The following is an 18,458-nucleotide window of genomic DNA, read 5'->3' on the forward strand; positions in this document are numbered from 1 at the left end:
ATTCTTGACCAGATTAAAGAAAAAAAGGATTAAATATAATGTCAGAATATCTCGAAGTGATTGTGCGAACGATTCTGTCGTTCAGCATTTTGTTTATCGGCGCCCGGATACTCGGAAAACAAACCATTTCACAGATGACGCTTTTTGATTTCATTGCGGCCATCTCGCTCGGCGCCATCACAGCCAATCTGTCGTTTAATACAAAACTGCCGATTCATTTTACTGTCAGTGCTTACACGATTTTTGTGGTCATCATTTACCTGGTCGCATATCTTTCTATGAAAAACAGAACCGCCAGGGGTTTCTTTGCGGGCAAACCGACCATTATCATTCAAAACGGAAAAATACTTGAGCATAATATGAAAACGATGCGCTATACCCTCGACTACCTGAACCAGCAGCTTCGTGTAAATGATGTATTTGACATTTCTCAGGTTCAGACGGCCATCATTGAAACAAACGGCAGCATGTCCGTGGAGGTCAAACCGGAATTCGCGCCCGTTACAAGACAGGATCTCGGCATTTTTGCAGGACACGAAAAGAACTTTGCCGTTGAGCTCATTATGGACGGCCAGCTGGTGACGAAGAATTTCGAAGAAAACCGCGTATCGGAAAAATGGCTCAGAGAAGAATTAGACAAGAGAAACCTTACACCCGAAGAGGTCGTATACGCGGTGCGCGGAAGCAACGGCCAGCTGTTTGTCGATACATATAATGACCATATCACATCGCCGCTTGATCAAGAATAAGCATGATATCCGCACATGTCACGGGCTATCGCCGTATAATACCCTATAAACATCCGGGGGTGAGTCCAATGCACGAGAATTTTTTTCATTATACAGCCGTCTGCGGCGACGACTCTGTTCTTATAAAAGATCTGATAAAATCCATTAACGGCGAATACAGCGCTGTGATCTGCTACTCGATATTAGCCGAAAAAGCGCCGACCGCAGAAATCAGAAGACGAATCGAACATATCAGAGAGGAAGAAATGCGCCACCTGCATGCCTTCTCCTCACTGTATACTTCAATTACCGGAAACCAGTTGACGCCGAAACAGACGGAACTTTGTCCGCACACATACAGAGAAGGACTGAGGGCGGCGTTTTATGATGAGCAGAAAACGAATGATTTTTATTTGCAGGCATCCGATAGAGCGGTGCACCCGGAAGCAAAGCGGTTATTTGCCCGCACGGCATTTGACGAGCAGCGTCATGCCGTCTGGTTTTTATACGATATGACCCACTCTCCTTCCCACCACACAGGAGGGACGGTATCAAACGCGCCGAACACGAGCTATACCCAGGCAAATACCGGAAAATAACGCTCCCCCGCCGGGAGCATTCAGGCCGCAGACAAACCCCATTCTTTCAATAGGAGAGAATGGGGTTTATTTTTCAAGCTGCGTGACCTCTCTAAAAAACCGCCGACTTCTTCATTGTATAATCAGCAAAAACACTTTATAATAAAATAAACCAACCGGTCGGTTTTTAAGGAACCGAGCCTCACTTGGCGGAAAGGATTTGTGTGATGTGACAAATACAAAAGGCGGCGCCGGAAAGAGCGAAAAGACGAAGAAAAAGCTCGTATCCGCTTCGCGTGACTTATTTGCAAAAAAAGGTTATTCAGAAACCTCAATCCGGGATATCTTAGAGGCGGCCGAGATCAGCAAAGGCAATCTTTATCATCATTTTAAAGGAAAAGAGTTTCTGTTTCTTCATATCATGGAAGAGGATCACCGCGTGATGATCGAGACGTGGAGGGAAATGGAAGCTGATCTGAAAGACGCTGCCGAAAAGCTGACGGGCTTTGCGGAACTGCTCAGCCGGATGAGCATCAATTACCCGCTGATGAGAGCAAGTGAAGAGTTTTATGCGAGCGCGTTTACGTCGGAGGAGGTCGTAAAACGTCTCAACAAAATTGATATTGAATATGACGATGTGATGAGAGAGATCTTAACAGAGGGAAATCAAGACGGCAGCTGGTCCATTCATCATGTCGAATCAAAAGTGAAAATCCTGCTGTCCGTCTTTTACGGGTTGGATGTGTTATATAAAAACGATTCCATTCAGCAAAGAAGAGAATTGCAAATAGAAGCCATCTCCGTGTTTATTCACGGAGTCATCAATGCAGATCAACAGAATCAGGGCAGCTGATAAAGGAGAAACAACATGCAAAAACCGATTAGAGAACAAAAAGCTGTACTCATCATCTTATTAAGCAACATATTTATTGCGTTTTTAGGGATTGGGTTAATTATTCCCGTTATGCCGCTGTTTATGAATGTGATGCACTTGACGGGCAGCACAATGGGATACCTTGTCGCTGCCTTTGCCGTCGCGCAATTAATCACATCCCCCATTGCGGGAAGATGGGTTGACCGCTTCGGCAGAAAAATCATGATTCTCGCCGGGCTGTTTCTGTTCGCGTTATCCGAGCTGACCTTCGGGTTGGGCACACATGTCTACGTTTTGTATTTTGCAAGGGTGCTGGGGGGCGTCAGCGCCGCTTTTATCATGCCCGCTGTTACAGCGTATGTCGCAGATATTACGACAGTGCAGGAAAGATCTAAGGCGATGGGCTATGTATCTGCCGCCATCAGCACAGGGTTTATCATCGGGCCCGGCATAGGAGGATTTATTGCCGATCACGGTGTCCGTATGCCGTTTTTCTTTGCGGCGGGAATTGCATTTATCGCAGTGATTTCCTCTGTCTTTATGCTGAAAGAGCCATTAACTAAAGAGGAACGCGCCCAGCAGATGGAAAGCGTCAAAGAGTCAACCTTCTTAAAAGATTTGAAAAAGTCAATTCATCCAAGCTATCTGATCGCCTTTATTATCGTCTTTGTGTTGGCATTCGGGCTGTCGGCGTACGAAACGGTGTTCAGTTTATTTACAAATCATAAATTCGGCTTTACGCCAAAGGATATCGCCGTTATTATTACGTTCAGCTCCATTGTTGCGGTCATCATCCAAGTGCTCGCATTCGGCAAGCTTGTCAACTTCCTCGGGGAGAAAAAAGTCATTCAGCTTTGTCTGGTCATCGGGGCTGTGCTGGCTTTCGTTTCTACGGTGATGTCAGGATTTTTGCCCGTGCTTGCTGTCACCTGCATTATATTCCTTGCGTTTGATTTACTGCGCCCGGCACTGACCACTTTCCTATCGAAAATCGCAGGAAATCAGCAGGGGTTTGTCGCCGGAATGAATTCAACATACACGAGTTTAGGCACCATTTTTGGCCCGGCTCTGGGCGGTATTTTATTTGATATGAATATTCACTTCCCGTTTCTGTTCGCAGGCGTGGTCTTATGTCTCGGTCTGGGACTGACCCTTGTGTGGAAAGGAAAGACCGGCGAGGTTTCGGAGTAGGGTGCACTCCCCCTTCTCCGGAGCTTTTTTGTTTATGATAAGAAAAATGAATGGATTATGAGAAATAATTCATCATTTATTTATCTCAAAATCTATACTATAGTAATAGTAAGGTTAACGAGCTTAACAATTTAATATGAATGTTTCAGGAAGAAGGGTTTTCATTGAAGAAAGACAAACATCTCCTTACGGATATCTGGTTTATTCTCATCAGTGCGGCAGGGGGGTTTCTTCTTTCGCTTACAGGAATGTCGATCGCCTGGATGCTCGGAACGCTGGCCGCCGGCTGCATCCTCTCCATGACGAGGCCCCGCTGGCTGTTCATGGCGGCTGACAGAAGAGGGATTAACCGCAGATGGCTTGCGGCGGGACAAATGATTCTCGGCATCGAACTCGGCCAAAAACTGAACCTGTCCGTTCTTTCAGTTTTACGGGATCATTGGCTGCCGGTTGGCTTCATGCTGATTTTCTCTATCGCGATGGCGCTTGTTTCCGGATATGTGCTCTTTCGGTTCAGCCGGACGGACATGATGACAAGCTTTGTAGGAACGGCGCCGGGCGGTTTATCCGCCATGCCCGGTATCGCCCAGGAAGTCGGCGCAAATACCGCGATTGTAAGTCTCATTCAGCTGACACGCGTCCTTTTGGTTGTCATGACAATACCGTTTCTCGTCATTTTCTTATTTACCAAACAAAACGGTACGGCTCAGACATCAGCCGGAGCCGTTTCAGCAGGAGCTTCACATCCGGGCCTTATTCCCGTCTTGTTAACGGCCGGATTTATTTTGGCTGCCTGGCTTGCAAGTAAGGCCGCAAAACGGCTGAAATTTCCCGCTCCTTGGCTGCTCGGCAGCATGATCGGCGTTGCTGCCGCGGAAATCGGCGTGTCGGCTTTAGCGGGAAAAGACATGCTGGCCTGGTGGCCGCCGGAAGCGAACCAGCTGTCACAAATTTTTCTCGGCGCCACAATCGGTTCGAAAATGTACAAAAGCATGTTCACCGGCGTGTCCAGAGTGCTTACGATCGGATTTATTTCCTCCGTCGGATTAATCGCCGCAATGATCCTTAGTGCGGTTGCCGTTTCTAAATTAACGGGCATCTCCATGATTACATCCGTTCTCGCCTTCTCTCCCGGCGGAATCGCCGAGATGGCGGCGACTTCGATCACGCTGCATGAGGACTCGACTTTCGTCGTCGCGGTTCAGGTCATCAGGATCGTTCTCGTCATCGCCATGCTTCCGCCCTTCTATCGCCTGCTGCACCACCTTTCTCAGCTGAAAAAGGCGCACGGCGATAGAGGCCGGGCAGAAAGAGGAACATGAGCCGAATAAAAAACACGCATCCATATGCGTGTTTTTTTATTTCAACAGCTGCCCGACGCCATTTACAGAGCGCCAGTTTGCTGAAAGATCACGGAACAGCCGTTCAGCAAATAACAGTTCTTCATCTGTATAGCGGTCCAAAAATGCCAAGAACCGCTTTTTTATCATTTCGTGGTATTCGTGATGAAGGGAATGCAGCTCTTTTCCGGCAGGAGTCAGCCGGAAATAGACTTCTTTTTTATTGTCGCTCAGCCGGATTCTGCGCAGAAAGCCGGCTTCCAAAAACTTCGCGCAGCTTCTCGACACGGTCGGTTTTGTCGTCTTCATTTTTTCTGCTATTGATGTGACATTGATCGGTTCATGATCTCCGATACAAGATAAAATGTGTATTTCCGTCAAGGTCAGCTGAAGTTTTTTGCCGTTTTCTTCTCGGAGTTCGTCCATCCGTCCGGCCAACGACGCCCTGATGTCCTCCTGACACCTCTCCTGCTCGTGGAAAATGTCTGTCAGCCCTTCAAGAATCATGTGTTTTGCATGGTCTGGCTGTCTTCTGTCCAACTGCGGGTCACCCCTTCCGTATGAATTGTTTCTTTTACTATAACGTTTTGTTACGGAAGAAACAATCACACAGGCGCATAAAAGGGTATCAGATAAGTCCCCATCTCTCCAAACCGGCCAGTACGGCTTCTTCCGCTTCACGTCCCGAGCCGCCGGCCGCCCAAGCCGCGTGGCCGTCCGGCCGGATCAAAACAGAATAGACGTCACCCCAGCCGGCACGTGTTTCAGAAAGCGCCGCCCTGACAGTCGCCACGCTGTCCGTATCAATATCGGCAGGAATGCTTCCTCTTAATGATAGCAGCACAAAGCCGCCTTTGTGAAGAAAATCATACAGCCGGGCCGCCCGGCCGTCATAAAGAATCAGCTCTATATCGGGCAGCCGTTTTCCGTTCAGGATATGCGGCGGCAGCTCCGGGTCCGGTTCATAATGCAGATCAAGCGCGGATACTTTTCCCGCCAATAAACGGTTGGCCTCCTGAAAATCGAGCAAAGCGGTCATCGTATCTCTTAATGCCATCCCTGACTCGGTAAAATCCATGAGCTTGATCTGGGTTTTTATATTGTGCAACACTTCTTTTCCCGCGCTGTGCCTTTCCTGATGATAGCTGTCCAGAAGATGAGGCGCCGCTTTCCCCTTCATTTCCGCCCCCAGCTTCCAGCCGAGGTTGAAGGCATCCTGAAGCCCCGTGTTCAGCCCTTGGCCGCCTGCGGGAAAATGAATATGCGCCGCATCACCGGCCACAAAAACCCGGCCTGAGCGGTATTGTTCGGCCTGACGCTCGGCATTGCCGAACCTTGACGTCCACACCGGATCACTCAATCCGAAATCAGTGCCGCATATCTGCCGCAGGTCTTCTTTCAGCTCTTTTTCTGTGACCGGCTCTTCTTTCCGCTTTTGCGGAGCGTGCGGAGAAACGATCAGGACGCGGAAAAGCCCGTCCGTAAGAGGGACAATGACAACCGATCCCGCCAGACGGCACGTTGAAAAGAAGGCAGATTCAGGCGGAGTTTTCAAAACGGCATCACAGAGGGTTCCTATTAAGTCGGCATCAGTGCCCGAAAAAGCGATGCCCGCCTGTTTCCGGACAATGCTCCCCGCTCCGTCTGTACCCGCGGCATATAAGCTGCGCAGGGTGCGGATACCGCTTTCATCCCGGAACACCGTCTCCACTCCGTCATCCGTCTGGGTAACGGACACCGCTTCCGCCCCGCGGATGATATCTGCGCCTAAACTTGATGCATATTCTTCCAAAAGCCGCTCCGTATCTGCCTGAGGCAGCATTAACGAATAATTCTGCTTAGAATCCAGCCGGGAAAAATCCAGCCGTGTATCCAGCATCGAAAAATGGCCGGATGACACCTTCGTCCCTTTATCCAAAAAGCGTTCCAATATGCCTCTCATGGCAAAAAGCTCCAGTGTGCGCGGATGCATAATAAGCGCCTTGGAATAGGGCACCGTCTTCTTCAATCGTTCAATGACAGTCGTTTTCACTCCGGCCAGTGCCAGTTCTGATGCAAGCATAAGCCCGACCGGACCTCCCCCGATAATGGCAGCCTGTGTTTCCATCTCATCAGCCCTCTTTCATATTTTTTGTTACAAACGCAACAAAATCACTAAAAATAAAACACCTGATTTTTGTTTCACGCGTAACAATCCTCATTATAGTCTTCCCTCTGCTTTTTGACAATCATTTCCGAAAAAAAGACGCCGTTCACTTGGCGTCTGATTCACTGATCACCCCGACGATGTCTTTATCCTTAATCGGTCCGAAATGACGGCTGTCGAGGCTGTATATGCGATTGTCGCCAATAACGAAATATTGTCCTTTCGGTATGCTTTTGCGCCCGGTCGTTTCCTTCAATGTATAATCACCGGTCACATGGCTGCCTGCGGACAATGATGACTTTAACGGTTTTAAAAACGGTTCTGAAACCCGTTTTCCATTCACATACAGCTGGTCTTCCCTGTAAGCGATCGACTCGCCCGGGAGCCCGATGACACGTTTGATCAGCACTTTGTGGTGCGGGCCTTTAAACAGGACAATATCGAAACGGCGGATCGTTTTGTAACGATGGGAAAACTTGTTGACTATCAGCTCATTTCCTTGTTTAAAGGTCGGATTCATGCTGATTCCTTCGACTTTGTAATCAATAAAAATGGCATTTTTTAATTGTATGGCCAAAACAACGATAAGCACGCCGGCTATAAACCAAAATCGTTTTTTCAAGATTCCTGTCTCCCTCCGTCTTTCTCATGCTGACTGATCCTCGTCTGTAAACGCCGTTCGATATGCTTTCCTGCATACCACAGCACCGCGATCACCGTTAAGGCGCCCGCCATCCTGAAAGGCTGTGTAAAGAGCGCGTGAAGGTCATACCCGATAAAGCTGATCATAAAGATCATGACCATTTTCCCCATAGCGGCGGCTGATACAAACTGCAGCGCCCCCACACGTGACAGGCCGGCAACGATATGAACCGCAGCGGACGGCGTAAAGGGGAAGCAAAGTAAAATAAACAGCGGACCGAAACCGTGCCGCTCAACCCACAGCATCATCCGCCTTATGGTCTGATGCCTGCGGATGAAACCGAAAGCTCTTTTCTGTCCGAAACGGCGGACGGCATAAAACATAAGCAGTGATCCTGCCGCAGATCCGAGCCACGACAGAAAAAAACCTTCCCACAGCCCAAATGCATTCGTATTCGCCACCACAAATACAACAAGCGGCAAAAACGGAAGAAACGCTTCAATAAAAGGCAGTAAAACCGCAGCCGCCGGGCCGAAAGCTCTATAGCTTTGGAACCATTCCGTCAGCTGTTCCTCAGTGAAATATGATAAAAATTGCTCCAACGTTTATACTCCTTAACGAGTTTGTCTATCCTTATTCTACACATTATCTCCAAAAAACGAAAATGTTTACGAGATTTTCCGACTTGAAATATCGTGTAAGTGAGTATAAAATAAGAACAAACGTTCCCTTTTAAGAAAGAAGGAGTATTTATGCCTGACATCCGGAGCGGCACCCGCGACCTCATCGAAAAAGGGCTGTTTCTGCCCATGGCGGCCGCCATTCTGAATCGGGATTTCGAAGCGCTTGATTCGTGCCCGTTCAAATTAAAACAACCCTATAAACAGCTTATCAGCTGCTCTTTAAAATTAGCACAAAAGGATTTGAGTGATGTTCGAAAAGAGTTAAGAAAGCGTAAAATCAACATATACGAAGCCCAAAGAGATGAAGCATTTACGCTTTATATATGCACCATTAACGGCTATGAAGAAAAACACCGTTATTTCAACCCGAGAATACGGGAACAGGTAACCGCCTTAGTGGAATATTACCTGTCTCTTGCGACCATTTAAAAAGCAGCCGGGACTGCTTTTCCTTTTGAAACTATAAAATTCAGACTATTCACACTATACATTCGACATGATTTTCTTTATAATTCGGTACACGCTTTTCAAAGGAGGAATGTTATGAAACTGATTCATGTTCTCGCTGCCCTGCCCTTTTTCGGAATTCTCGCCGGCATTCCATTCGCCAACCGGGTGACGCCTTATGTTTTCGGAATGCCTTTCATTCTCGCATATGTCGTCATCTGGGCCGTTCTGACTTCTGTTCTGATGGCTGCGGTTTACAAATTGGACAAAGAAAACAAGGCGGGTGAGACGGAATGAACGCCGCATTTCCCGTAATGGCCGCCGTGCTCCTGTTTTGTGTATATCTCGGAATCCGCGCCCGAAAAGGAAAAAAGATGGACCTTGAACAATGGACGGTGGGCGGACGCGGCTTCGGCACGATGTTTGTCTTTTTATTAATGGCGGGAGAAATTTACACGACCTTCACATTCCTCGGCGGAAGCGGATGGGCTTACGGAAAAGGAGGTCCCGCCTTTTACATTATCGCTTACGGCTGTCTTGCCTACATTTTGTCATATTGGCTTCTGCCTGCCGTGTGGACATACGCCAAACAGCACAAACTGATGTCGCAATCTGATTTTTTTATTTCAAAATACAACAGCCCGCTCCTCGGCATTCTCGTATCGCTCGTCGGCATCGCATCTCTCATCCCCTATCTCGTCCTGCAGCTGAAAGGGCTCGGATTAATTGTTTCGGCAACGTCGTACGGCCAGATTCCGCCATCAGCCGCAGTCTGGATCGGCGCTGTCTCCATCACGATTTATGTGATGATTTCAGGAATCCACGGTTCAGCGTGGATATCAGTCGTCAAAGATATCATGATTTTAGGCATCGTCCTGTATTTAGGCATTTATCTGCCCATTCATTACTACGGCGGTTTTTCAGAGATGTTCAAACAAATCGACGCCGCAAAACCCGGATTTCTCACACTTTCTGAAACCGGACAAAGCCCTTCATGGTTCAGCTCAACCGTCCTGCTGACCGCTCTCGGCTTTTATATGTGGCCCCACACCTTTGCCGCTTCCTATTCGGCGGAGCATCCGCGGGTGTTTCGGAAAAACGCGATCATCATGCCTCTTTATCAGCTTGTCCTGCTGTTTGTCATCTTTACCGGATTTGCGGCGATTCTGCAGGTGCCCGGTTTAAAAGGGGCGGACACGGACCTCGCCTTATTAAAGCTGTCAGTGAAAACCTTTGATCCTTGGTTTGTCGGACTGATCGGATCGGCTGGCATTCTGACGGCGCTTGTCCCCGGTTCAATGATACTCATGGCCTCAAGCACGCTGTTCGCCAAAAATGTGTACAAAGCCATTCGGCCCGGCACGACTGACAAAAAAGTTTCGCGGCTCGCAAAATACGCCGTACCCGTTATCGCGCTGATTTCCGTATATTTTACGCTGAAAGGCGGAAATACCATCGTCACCTTGCTTTTAATGGGCTACAGCCTTGTCACCCAGCTTTTCCCCGCGCTTTTATTCAGCCTGCCGAAACGCCGTTTTATCACAAGCCACGGCGCTTTTGCCGGCATAGCGGCCGGGGTCGGGACGGTCACCTTCATCACGCTGACCGAATCAACCATCGGAACCCTCTTTCCGTTTCTTCCGCAGATCGTGAAAGACATGAATACAGGCATCATCGCGCTAATGTTAAACACTGCCGTCATGTTTGCAGTCAGTGCCGCAGTCAGAAAAAAACAAATCAGCGCAGCCGAAAAGGCGGCTTAATGATAAAATAGCGGTAAGACACATGGAGGGGGCAAGCCGCATGATCATGACCACAACTGAAACCGTCGCCGGAAAACAGATTACGGAGATAAAAGGCCTGGTGACAAGCAGTATCGTCCAGTCCCGTCACATCGGAAAAGACTTGCTTGCAGGCTTAAAATCTGTCGTCGGCGGCGAATTAAAAAGCTATACCGAAATGCTGGAAGACTCCAAAAAAGCGGTGAAAGAACGGCTGATCAGAGAAGCGGAGCAGCTCGGAGCGAACGCCATCGTTGGCCTGCGGTTCGAACGCCGGACAGAACACATCCGAATTAATCGGATACGGAACCGCCGTCACCATCGAATCAATGTAAAAAAACAAGCCCTTTAAAGAGGCTTGTTTTTTTATTTCTCACATGCGATATAGTCTTTATCACGATCAAGTCTTTTATTTGCATCGTAAAGCGCTTTTGAGACATACGGCTTGTACTTTGTTCTGCCGCCTTTGTTTTTCACTTTTGACGTCCGGGCCACGCCGCCCTTATACACCTTATTCAGCGCCTTGCAGTTTTGATACGTTTTCACCTTTGTTTTCGCTTCTGCCGTCTGCCCCGCCCCGTATGAACATCCGAATACCAGACCGAAAGACAAAAGCACAGCTGCCGTCTTTTTCATCCTCTATCTATCCCCTCTCCTGAGTGATGCGGTATTGCTGAACATATCATAGTTCAAATAATCTCCATTTACAAGATAAATAGGAAAAAAGTTTCGTTTTACATTTGCCCGTATCTCTTTTATGGAATTTCTTTCAAAACCTTTTATAATATGAATTGATAGCGCTATCTGACTATGATGATAGGAGGAGAAATGATGATGAAAAAAGGGCTTCTTGCGGGTGTGCTCACTTCAGCCGTTCTATTCGGTGTATGTACTGCGGATATTCCCGGGGTCATCAGCCCCAATACGGCGGAAGCGGCGTCCCAGCTCAGCAAAGGAATCGGCGGAAGGGCCTACCTGAACAGTACAGGCTCTGTTCTCGTCACGAAAATTCAGCTTCCGAGCTCGATTCAGGTGTCAAATGGGACAGCCTATATTTACTCAGGATTTACCGGAGGCACGGAGGCCGATATCGGGCTTCAGTACAGTGAAACGTATCGTGTATGGAAACCGATCATGAAAGTCGGCTCAAAAGGGCAAAGCCAGGTCCGGTATCTGGAAGGAGAAAGCCAATTCACCTATACGAAAGGCTTTCGGCCCGGCAGCACCGTACAGCTGACCATTTACAAAAATCTGAACGGCAATACCCGCGCCACATATTGGGGGACGAATAATGACGGATACACCGGCCGCATCATCTCAGAACTCGCCCAAACAAATGTAGGTTCAGTCTCAAAATGGAAAGCGCTCGCCACCGTTGCGGTCACATCAGAGGATCAGCGCCCTTACATCAAATCAAACTTCTCAACAGCTTTTACAAATATCACGATCGACAATAAAGCAGTCACACCTGTGGTGGATACACAGGACTTTGCCAAAGTGACGGTGTCAGGCAGCAGCATCAGCATGTCTGTCGTCAAATAAAGAATTCTGAACGCACGATTCCTGCCATCGTGCGTTTCGTTATGTCAATCCCGCTCTTTACCGCGAAGATTTGCCTGAAGGAAAGGGTCGGTCGCCGAACCGGGTATTCAAGCGATGAACGCATGATGATCCTCAGCCGGAAACGCAAATCCCTTAGGATTACTTTTCATAAAAAAGCTCCTGATCAGGTTTGTGCTTTAATATTTTTTCGTTCATTTCCGCCAAAACGCTGAACAGTCTGCCTTCTCCTGAATATTAAATTGAATCATGCTTTCAAGCAGATCATAATGCACCGGTTCAGTCCATTGAATTCTGAACAAACGGGAAGTGGCGCTGTAGCCGGCGCGGGCGATGTCATCGGCAAAGTGCGCAATCCCCGCTTCTTCGGGGGAAACACTTAGATGATGCTTCGCTGCTGCAAAGCCGATAATAAAGGTGCCGTGATCAGTAAACATCGGCGTATTCCACTTGATCTGCGGCTGTAAATTCGGGAATCGGTCAGCCGTCCAAGACAGGATTTCCTCTAGTTTGAGCCGGTGATCCGGGTTGTCGATTCCTGATACATATTTTGCAAATACATTCATGCCCATCTCTCCTAAAATATAATGTCATGACTCTTTCCACCATCATAGCCAACAGACGGAGACGATACAACTCTGCCCGGGCATGTAAATCAAAAAAGCCCTCTCCAAAAAGGAAAGAGCCCGTCCCTTCACATCACAGCTTTCTCTAATATCTCTCCCCCAGCTCCCGCAAAATAAAGTCGTAAATCATTTTAGTCCGCTCTTCTTTCGGGTACAGCATGAATTCCTGCCGCTTCGGGATATGGCTGCCCATCCTGTCCTGAAAAGTGGTTCTGAGATAGGCGGTTCTGTAAACCTGGTTTTCAAAAGAATGATAAGATACTTCCAGCTCCATCGTCTTGCCGTTTGAGAATGTGACCGCTGTATCATCGAATGCGGTCGGTTGAAAATCTTTAACATGCACATGAGATATCCAGCCGCATTGAGGCCTTGCAGAAGAAAGTGTAGGGAATAAAAAGATGTGATTTGAAGGGTCCACCATAATCGGCGGCTTGTGAGAAATTTTAATCGCTTCATACGTTCCCGCTTTTCTCCCGGCGTAGCTCGAGCCAAAGTAGCGGCAGCTTCTGTCAATGATGTGAATCGGCTTCATGCTGACATACAGAATGCAATCTTTTTCAATGATCTTCGACCCCATTTTACCGTCTATTTCCTCAGGCAAAACAGCGATGGTTGAACGATTTACTTCGTAGCTTTCTAAGGGTGCGTGTGTTTTCTGGCACATAATGTGCAGCCTCCAATCCTTTTCTTGAAAATTTATACTAATAATCTATCATCTGTCATTGGAAAACGACAGGTTTTTTTTGAATATAGCTAAAAATCACCTTTTAAAGATATAATTTAGTCTTAATTTACTACTTAAAGATTATTTTTCACTCTCGTTTTCACAACATTTATACAATGTTATTTTTCAATTTTTCGTCAGTTTGCAGGATATGTCGATATATTTCCAAGTATTAGTTGTCTAAAGATTATAAAAATTAATTGATTTTTCCGGCTGTTATCCATATACTATAAAAAAGGCATTGGGGGGATTCTTTATGAAAGAGAAAAAATCGTACACTGAGCTCATGAAGTCCCGCAACACGCAAAAAGCAAATGAATTCGATGTGACAATGGCCGATATTTACATTCAAATGGTGCTCGACGAATCCTTGTATAAACGCCGGCTCCACACGCTGACAAAACAGATTGATAAAGCGCTTGATGATAAAAATAAAGAAGCGTTCCTTACGCTTTCTAAAGAATATGCTGCACTCAAACTGAGTGAATAAGCCAATCCAAATGGATTGGCTTTTTTATATTATCCGTTTACGATGGTGCCGCCGTTCACATGAATTGTCTGTCCCGTGACATAGGAAGAATCATCGCTTGCTAAGTACAAATAGCTCGGTGCCACTTCAACAGGCTCTCCCGGGCGCTGCATCGGCACGTCTGAGCCGAAGACTTCCACTTCCTTCGCCGAGAAGCTCGCCGGAATGAGCGGCGTCCAGATCGGTCCCGGCGCCACTGCGTTCACCCTGATGCCCTGAGTGACAAGAGACTGGGACAGAGATCTTGTAAACGTGACGATCGCCCCTTTTGTCGCTGAATAGTCAATCAATGTTTTGTGGCCTTTATAGGCGGTAATGGAGGCCGTATTAATGATTGAACTTCCTTTTTTCAAATGAGGGAGCGCGGCTTTCGTTAAGTAAAACATTGAAAAAATATTCGTCTGAAACGTTCTGATGAGCTGGTGGCTCGTGATTTTCTCAATCCCCGGCTGCACGTGCTGCTCACCCGCATTGTTGACTAAGATGTCAATGGAAGGGAAGGCTTGGCCCGCCTGACGGATGACATCGTTGCAAAAGGCTTCGTCGCCGACATCACCTGCGATCAGCAGACACTTTGCCCCCTCTTTTTCTACATATTGCTTCGTCTCTTCGGCATCCTGATGCTCATCAAAGTAAACGATGACCACATTTGCGCCTTCCTTCGCGAACAAAACGGATACGGCACGTCCGATTCCGCTGTCTCCGCCCGTGATAATCGCAGTTTTTCCTTCAAGTTTTTTCGCCGCTTTCGGTTTGTCAAATACAGGGCGCGGGTCCATTACATATTCAAAGCCCGGCTGCCGGTTTTGATGCTGCGGCGGCAAGGTTTTCTTCTTCTGATTCGCCAATTTAATCACTCCTTTACATTAATTACTATATTATGAGTAATTTGAGCATCTTATACGACTTTCATGTATGAATATAGACTTATTGGGAAAATTAAGAATATACAATAGAGGAGGTAATTTGAAATGACTGCTTTTTCAAACGAGGAATCTGCTTCCTATTGGAAAGCAACAGCTGACATTCCTTCCTTTCCCGCCCTGACTGAAGATACGGAATGCGACGTTGCGGTTATCGGCGGAGGAATTACGGGCCTGACAACGGCATACGAGCTGACGAAAAGAGGCTTCCGTGTCGCTGTCATTGAAGCAGACCGGATTTTAAACGGGACGACCGCGGGCACGACCGCAAAAATCACCGCCCAGCATGATTTCATCTATGCCGATCTAATTCAGCAGATCGGACTGACCAGCGCAAGGCTCTATTTCGAAGCCCATCTTCGCGCTATGGAAGACATGAAGCAGATCATCAAGGACCTTTCGATTGACTGCAGGCTGATTGAACAAGACGCGTATATTTACACGAATACGGAATCAGGCGTCAAAAAAATCCGCAGCGAGCAGGAAGCCTACACCAAGCTCGGCATTGAACACGAGCTTGTGAAAGAACTTCCCGTCCCCGTTGATTGCAGGCTCGGCCTTGCCATGAAGAATCAGGCGCAATTTCATCCGCTTTTATATGGCGCGGCGCTTGTGAAGGAGATGGTCAAAAACGGAGCGCGGATTTTTGAACAGACGGCGGCAATTGACATTAAAAAAGAACCGCAGCCTGAGGTGGTCACGAAAAACAGACACGGCATCAAGTGCCGCTACATTGTCTGCTCCTCCCACTTTCCTTTTTATGACGGCGGAGGGCTTTATGCCGCCAGAATGTATGCCAGCAGATCCTACGTGCTGGCGGTAAAACCGAAGCAAGCGTATCCTGACGGTATGTTTCTCAGCATAGACAAGCCGTCCAGATCACTGCGCTATACAGAGCTGAACGGTGAAAAACTGGTGCTCGTCGGAGGCGAAAGCCACAAAACAGGCCAAGGAAAAGAAATGTCCGAGCATTACGAAGCGCTGAAACAATTTGCAGAAGACACAATCGGAGTCGAAAGCATCCCATATCATTGGTCTGCGCAAGACCTTGTCACCATTGACAAAATCCCGTTCATCGGTCCGATCTCAGGCGATGAAGAATATATTTTGGCGGCGACCGGTTTTAAAAAATGGGGCATGACAAGCTCAGCCCTTGCGGCGAAGCTTTTGGCCGATCATATCCAAAACAAAAAGAACCCGTTTTCCGGCCTGTTTATCCCGTCACGTTTCCACGCAGATCCGGGGCTGAAAAAACTGATTTCCTATAATGCCGACGTAGCCAAACACCTTATCTCGGGCAAACTTGAAAGGCCGGACGCTTCACCTGAGTCCCTTCAGCCCGGAGAGGGAAAAATCGTAACCGTAAACGGCAAACGGGCCGGCGCCTATAAAGATGAAAAAGGCTGCCTGCATCTTGTCGACACGACATGCACCCATTTAGGCTGTGAGGTTGAATGGAATGACGGCGAACGGACGTGGGACTGCCCTTGTCACGGCTCCCGGTTCACACCTGACGGCGGGGTTGCCGAAGGTCCCGCCATCAAGCCGCTGAAGCGTATCACGCAAGATTAACTGAACCATTCTGTATGAATGGTTTTATTTTTTCGGCATTAAAATATTTTTACCGGATTCCTTCATTCAAGTTCCTTCCAAACCGATAAAAAGAAAAAGAGAATATCTGGGGGAACTAATATTGTTATTTAAAAAAGACCGCAAAAAAGAAACAGCTTATTTTTCAGAAGCCGACGGCAAAAAACGCATCGAGCTTTCAAATCAATATGCAGATGTCAAAAAGCAGCTGAAAATGGTCAGGCTTGGAAACGAAGAGCTTCATGTGCTTGAAGAGCTGCAGCCGTTAATCAAAGAACATATTTCCACAATCGTCGATTCCTTTTACCGAAACCTGGATCACGAAAAATCATTAATGACGATCATTAACGACCACAGCACGGTCGAGCGCCTGAAAAAAACATTACGCCGTCACATCCACGAAATGTTCGCCGGCACGATTGATGATGAATTCATTGAGAAAAGACAGCGCATCGCTTCCATTCATTTGCGGATCGGCCTTGAACCGAAATGGTATATGGGGGCGTTTCAGGATCTGCTTCTGTCGATGATGAACATATATGAAGCTTCCATCCCGGATTTGCATGAGCTTTTAAAAGCGATCAAAGCGACGACTAAAATACTGAATCTCGAACAGCAGCTCGTCCTTGAAGCGTTCCAGACCGAATATAACTGCCAGCGGGACGAGCAAGAGGAAAAGAAAGCCCGTCTTCATCAAAAAATTCAGGAAACATCCGGATCACTCGCTGATCTGTTTTCAGAAACGAGCAGAGCCGTGCAGGAGCTGGTCGATAAATCAGAGGACATTTCCGAGGCGTCAAAAGCCGGCACCGTCACTTCCGTACATGTAGAAGAAAAGTCAATCGGCGGAAAAAAAGAACTTGAAAGCCAGCAGAAGCAATTGAATAAAATCGACGCCAGCCTTCTGCATATTGAAGAAGAAATGGATAAGCTGAATGACATTGCCCAGCAAATCGAAAAAATCTTCGGCATCGTGACGGGGATCGCCGAGCAAACAAATCTCCTGTCATTAAACGCTTCAATAGAATCTGCGAGAGCCGGGGAGCACGGCAAAGGCTTCGCGGTTGTCGCAACCGAAGTAAGAAAGCTTTCAGAGGATACAAAAAAAACCGTTTCCACCGTATCAGAGCTTGTGAACAATACCAATACACAAATCAACATCGTATCCAAACATATTAAAGATGTAAACGGACTTGTGGGTGAAACGAAAGAAAAAATGATGCAGATCAACCGTCTGTTTGATGACATCGTCCAAAGCATGAAAACGAGCAAAGATCAGACAGGCAAAATCGACGTTGATTTACAGGCTTTTCTCGGCGGCCTTCAAGAAGTCAGCCGCGCCGTTTCCCACGTTGCATCATCCGTTGATTCACTTGTTATCCTCACAGAAGAATAAAGATAAACCGGCCGGCCTTTTTTATAAAGGGCCGGTCTTTTTAATGTAAACCAAAAATATAATGATGTTGACATATATAAAGACTCGCTTTATTGTATAAACATATTTTGATAAGCTGGAGGAATACATAATGAAATTGACAGAAATGATGCATATTGCCGTGTTTACCGCCATTATGGGACTTTTGGGGCTTCTCCCCCCTCTTTTCTTATCCTTTACGCCAGTTCCGATTACACTCCAGACGATCGGTGTGCTTTTATCAGGAAGCATCCTAAAACCGAAAGCCGCGTTTTTAAGCCAATTGCTGTTTTTGCTGATTGTGGCATGCGGAGCGCCTCTCCTTTCGGGCGGAAGAGGCGGGTTCGGGGTTTTTTTCGGGCCGAGCGCCGGATATCTCGCCGCATATCCGCTTGCGGCATTCCTGCTTAGCCTCAGCATCCGAAACCTTCGCTCAGCCAGCGCACCCCATTTGTTTATCAGACAGTTTTTGTTCGGCGTGCTGTTTTTGTATGTCATCGGCATTCCCGTTCAGGCTTTTATGATGCACATTGATATCTTGACTGCCGTAAAGCTCAGCCTCATCTATGTGCCCGGAGATCTGCTTAAAGCGGCCGCAGCCTCATTCGCAGCCGTAAGAATCAGAAAAACTCTTCAAGCAAGCCGGCTTTTGCCGACGAAAGGAAGCTGATTTTACTCATC

The 18,458-nt window shown here is 47.4% G+C and carries 21 protein-coding genes and 2 pseudogenes; 15 read left to right on the top strand and 8 right to left on the bottom strand.

The genetic code is table 11. The annotated features are described in order from the left end of the window. The first annotated feature begins 38 nt into the window (after positions 1 to 38). From AUL54_RS05215 to AUL54_RS05235, 5 genes are all read left to right on the top strand, one after another. Entirely contained in the window at positions 39 to 749 is a 711-nt protein-coding gene (locus tag AUL54_RS05215) for a DUF421 domain-containing protein (RefSeq protein WP_060963124.1), read from the top strand. 68 nt (positions 750 to 817) lie between these two features. Continuing rightward, entirely contained in the window at positions 818 to 1,327 is a 510-nt protein-coding gene (locus AUL54_RS05220; RefSeq protein WP_060963125.1) for a ferritin-like domain-containing protein, read from the top strand. Between the two features lie 208 nt (positions 1,328 to 1,535). After that, positions 1,536 to 2,159 (top strand): TetR/AcrR family transcriptional regulator, encoded by a 624-nt coding sequence (locus AUL54_RS05225; RefSeq protein ID WP_060963126.1) that lies wholly within the window; start codon positions 1,536 to 1,538, stop codon positions 2,157 to 2,159. 15 nt (positions 2,160 to 2,174) lie between these two features. Next, the gene (locus tag AUL54_RS05230; RefSeq protein WP_060963127.1) at positions 2,175 to 3,371 is read left to right on the top strand and encodes an MFS transporter; all 1,197 of its coding nucleotides are present in this window, start codon (positions 2,175 to 2,177) and stop codon (positions 3,369 to 3,371) included. A gap of 164 nt (positions 3,372 to 3,535) precedes the next feature. Continuing rightward, the gene (locus AUL54_RS05235; RefSeq protein WP_016938296.1) at positions 3,536 to 4,693 is read left to right on the top strand and encodes an AbrB family transcriptional regulator; all 1,158 of its coding nucleotides are present in this window, start codon (positions 3,536 to 3,538) and stop codon (positions 4,691 to 4,693) included. 36 nt (positions 4,694 to 4,729) lie between these two features. Here the strand turns inward: AUL54_RS05235 and AUL54_RS05240 are convergent, their stop codons facing one another. From AUL54_RS05240 to AUL54_RS05255, 4 genes are all read right to left on the bottom strand, one after another. Next, positions 4,730 to 5,251: a MarR family transcriptional regulator gene (locus AUL54_RS05240; RefSeq protein WP_060963128.1), complete on the bottom strand. Its 522-nt coding sequence runs from the start codon at positions 5,249 to 5,251 to the stop codon at positions 4,730 to 4,732. 88 nt (positions 5,252 to 5,339) lie between these two features. Continuing rightward, the gene (locus tag AUL54_RS05245) at positions 5,340 to 6,818 is read right to left on the bottom strand and encodes a monooxygenase (RefSeq protein ID WP_060963129.1); all 1,479 of its coding nucleotides are present in this window, start codon (positions 6,816 to 6,818) and stop codon (positions 5,340 to 5,342) included. A 145-nt stretch (positions 6,819 to 6,963) separates the two neighbouring features. Then, the gene (gene lepB, locus AUL54_RS05250) at positions 6,964 to 7,479 is read right to left on the bottom strand and encodes a signal peptidase I (RefSeq protein ID WP_045925291.1); all 516 of its coding nucleotides are present in this window, start codon (positions 7,477 to 7,479) and stop codon (positions 6,964 to 6,966) included. Continuing rightward, entirely contained in the window at positions 7,476 to 8,102 is a 627-nt protein-coding gene (locus tag AUL54_RS05255) for a TVP38/TMEM64 family protein (RefSeq protein WP_016938301.1), read from the bottom strand. The genes lepB and AUL54_RS05255 overlap by 4 nt, the downstream gene beginning before the upstream one ends. A 150-nt stretch (positions 8,103 to 8,252) precedes the next feature. Between AUL54_RS05255 and AUL54_RS05260 the strand changes: the two genes are divergently transcribed. From AUL54_RS05260 to AUL54_RS05275, 4 genes and pseudogenes are all read left to right on the top strand, one after another. Further along, entirely contained in the window at positions 8,253 to 8,612 is a 360-nt protein-coding gene (locus AUL54_RS05260; protein ID WP_060963130.1) for a YhjD family protein, read from the top strand. Between the two features lie 114 nt (positions 8,613 to 8,726). Then, entirely contained in the window at positions 8,727 to 8,927 is a 201-nt protein-coding gene (locus AUL54_RS05265) for a DUF3311 domain-containing protein (RefSeq protein WP_003155162.1), read from the top strand. Further along, the gene (locus tag AUL54_RS05270) at positions 8,924 to 10,393 is read left to right on the top strand and encodes a sodium:solute symporter family protein (protein WP_060963131.1); all 1,470 of its coding nucleotides are present in this window, start codon (positions 8,924 to 8,926) and stop codon (positions 10,391 to 10,393) included. The genes AUL54_RS05265 and AUL54_RS05270 overlap by 4 nt, the downstream gene beginning before the upstream one ends. A 40-nt stretch (positions 10,394 to 10,433) precedes the next feature. Continuing rightward, positions 10,434 to 10,746: pseudogene (locus AUL54_RS05275) on the top strand (YbjQ family protein). A 31-nt stretch (positions 10,747 to 10,777) separates the two neighbouring features. Here the strand turns inward: AUL54_RS05275 and AUL54_RS05280 are convergent. Then, positions 10,778 to 11,047 carry an excalibur calcium-binding domain-containing protein gene (locus AUL54_RS05280; protein WP_016938305.1) on the bottom strand — a complete coding sequence of 90 codons (270 nt, stop codon included), beginning with the start codon at positions 11,045 to 11,047 and terminating at the stop codon, positions 10,778 to 10,780. A gap of 195 nt (positions 11,048 to 11,242) precedes the next feature. Between AUL54_RS05280 and AUL54_RS05285 the strand changes: the two genes are divergently transcribed. Further along, on the top strand, positions 11,243 to 11,953 hold the full coding sequence (locus tag AUL54_RS05285; RefSeq protein ID WP_060963132.1) for a YrpD family protein: 711 nt from the start codon (positions 11,243 to 11,245) through the stop codon (positions 11,951 to 11,953). 212 nt (positions 11,954 to 12,165) lie between these two features. On the opposite strand, the gene AUL54_RS05290 is transcribed toward AUL54_RS05285, so the two are convergent. Together AUL54_RS05290 and AUL54_RS05295 are read right to left on the bottom strand one after the other, a co-directional pair. Next, positions 12,166 to 12,537 (bottom strand): iron chaperone, encoded by a 372-nt coding sequence (locus AUL54_RS05290; protein ID WP_060963133.1) that lies wholly within the window; start codon positions 12,535 to 12,537, stop codon positions 12,166 to 12,168. A 145-nt stretch (positions 12,538 to 12,682) separates the two neighbouring features. Next, a complete protein-coding gene (locus AUL54_RS05295) occupies positions 12,683 to 13,261 on the bottom strand; it encodes a competence protein ComK (protein WP_045925287.1) in 579 nt (192 codons plus the stop codon). A gap of 316 nt (positions 13,262 to 13,577) precedes the next feature. Here AUL54_RS05295 and AUL54_RS05300 point away from each other — a divergent pair, with 316 nt between their 5' ends. Further along, positions 13,578 to 13,811 (top strand): IDEAL domain-containing protein, encoded by a 234-nt coding sequence (locus tag AUL54_RS05300; RefSeq protein WP_016938310.1) that lies wholly within the window; start codon positions 13,578 to 13,580, stop codon positions 13,809 to 13,811. A gap of 29 nt (positions 13,812 to 13,840) precedes the next feature. Here the strand turns inward: AUL54_RS05300 and AUL54_RS05305 are convergent, their stop codons facing one another. After that, positions 13,841 to 14,698 (bottom strand): SDR family oxidoreductase, encoded by an 858-nt coding sequence (locus AUL54_RS05305; protein ID WP_007610477.1) that lies wholly within the window; start codon positions 14,696 to 14,698, stop codon positions 13,841 to 13,843. 123 nt (positions 14,699 to 14,821) lie between these two features. Here AUL54_RS05305 and AUL54_RS05310 point away from each other — a divergent pair, with 123 nt between their 5' ends. From AUL54_RS05310 to AUL54_RS05320, 4 genes and pseudogenes are all read left to right on the top strand, one after another. Continuing rightward, positions 14,822 to 16,345 carry an FAD-dependent oxidoreductase gene (locus AUL54_RS05310; RefSeq protein ID WP_060963134.1) on the top strand — a complete coding sequence of 508 codons (1,524 nt, stop codon included), beginning with the start codon at positions 14,822 to 14,824 and terminating at the stop codon, positions 16,343 to 16,345. A 232-nt stretch (positions 16,346 to 16,577) separates the two neighbouring features. Beyond that, positions 16,578 to 16,952, top strand: a pseudogene (locus AUL54_RS21920) (protoglobin domain-containing protein); the annotation flags it as partial. 9 nt (positions 16,953 to 16,961) lie between these two features. Next, complete coding sequence (locus AUL54_RS21925; RefSeq protein ID WP_420913154.1) at positions 16,962 to 17,759, top strand: methyl-accepting chemotaxis protein; 798 nt, start codon at positions 16,962 to 16,964, stop codon at positions 17,757 to 17,759. A gap of 130 nt (positions 17,760 to 17,889) precedes the next feature. Further along, positions 17,890 to 18,447, top strand: a complete 558-nt coding sequence (locus AUL54_RS05320) for a biotin transporter BioY (protein ID WP_060963136.1) — start codon at positions 17,890 to 17,892, stop codon at positions 18,445 to 18,447. Positions 18,448 to 18,458: the final 11 nt, after the last annotated feature.

This window comes from Bacillus sp. SDLI1 (genome assembly GCF_001553895.1).
Taxonomy (GTDB): Bacteria; Bacillota; Bacilli; order Bacillales; family Bacillaceae; genus Bacillus; species Bacillus siamensis.

Coding starts and splice junctions, on each gene's coding strand:
- AUL54_RS05215 (WP_060963124.1), top strand. CDS start 39: ATGTCAGAATATCTCGAAGTGATTGTGCGAACGATTCTGTCGTTCAGC.
- AUL54_RS05220 (WP_060963125.1), top strand. CDS start 818: ATGCACGAGAATTTTTTTCATTATACAGCCGTCTGCGGCGACGACTCT.
- AUL54_RS05230 (WP_060963127.1), top strand. CDS start 2,175: ATGCAAAAACCGATTAGAGAACAAAAAGCTGTACTCATCATCTTATTA.
- AUL54_RS05245 (WP_060963129.1), bottom strand. CDS start 6,818: ATGGAAACACAGGCTGCCATTATCGGGGGAGGTCCGGTCGGGCTTATG.
- AUL54_RS05260 (WP_060963130.1), top strand. CDS start 8,253: ATGCCTGACATCCGGAGCGGCACCCGCGACCTCATCGAAAAAGGGCTG.
- AUL54_RS05265 (WP_003155162.1), top strand. CDS start 8,727: ATGAAACTGATTCATGTTCTCGCTGCCCTGCCCTTTTTCGGAATTCTC.
- AUL54_RS05270 (WP_060963131.1), top strand. CDS start 8,924: ATGAACGCCGCATTTCCCGTAATGGCCGCCGTGCTCCTGTTTTGTGTA.
- AUL54_RS05280 (WP_016938305.1), bottom strand. CDS start 11,047: ATGAAAAAGACGGCAGCTGTGCTTTTGTCTTTCGGTCTGGTATTCGGA.
- AUL54_RS05285 (WP_060963132.1), top strand. CDS start 11,243: ATGATGAAAAAAGGGCTTCTTGCGGGTGTGCTCACTTCAGCCGTTCTA.
- AUL54_RS05290 (WP_060963133.1), bottom strand. CDS start 12,537: ATGAATGTATTTGCAAAATATGTATCAGGAATCGACAACCCGGATCAC.
- AUL54_RS05295 (WP_045925287.1), bottom strand. CDS start 13,261: ATGTGCCAGAAAACACACGCACCCTTAGAAAGCTACGAAGTAAATCGT.
- AUL54_RS05300 (WP_016938310.1), top strand. CDS start 13,578: ATGAAAGAGAAAAAATCGTACACTGAGCTCATGAAGTCCCGCAACACG.
- AUL54_RS05310 (WP_060963134.1), top strand. CDS start 14,822: ATGACTGCTTTTTCAAACGAGGAATCTGCTTCCTATTGGAAAGCAACA.
- AUL54_RS05320 (WP_060963136.1), top strand. CDS start 17,890: ATGAAATTGACAGAAATGATGCATATTGCCGTGTTTACCGCCATTATG.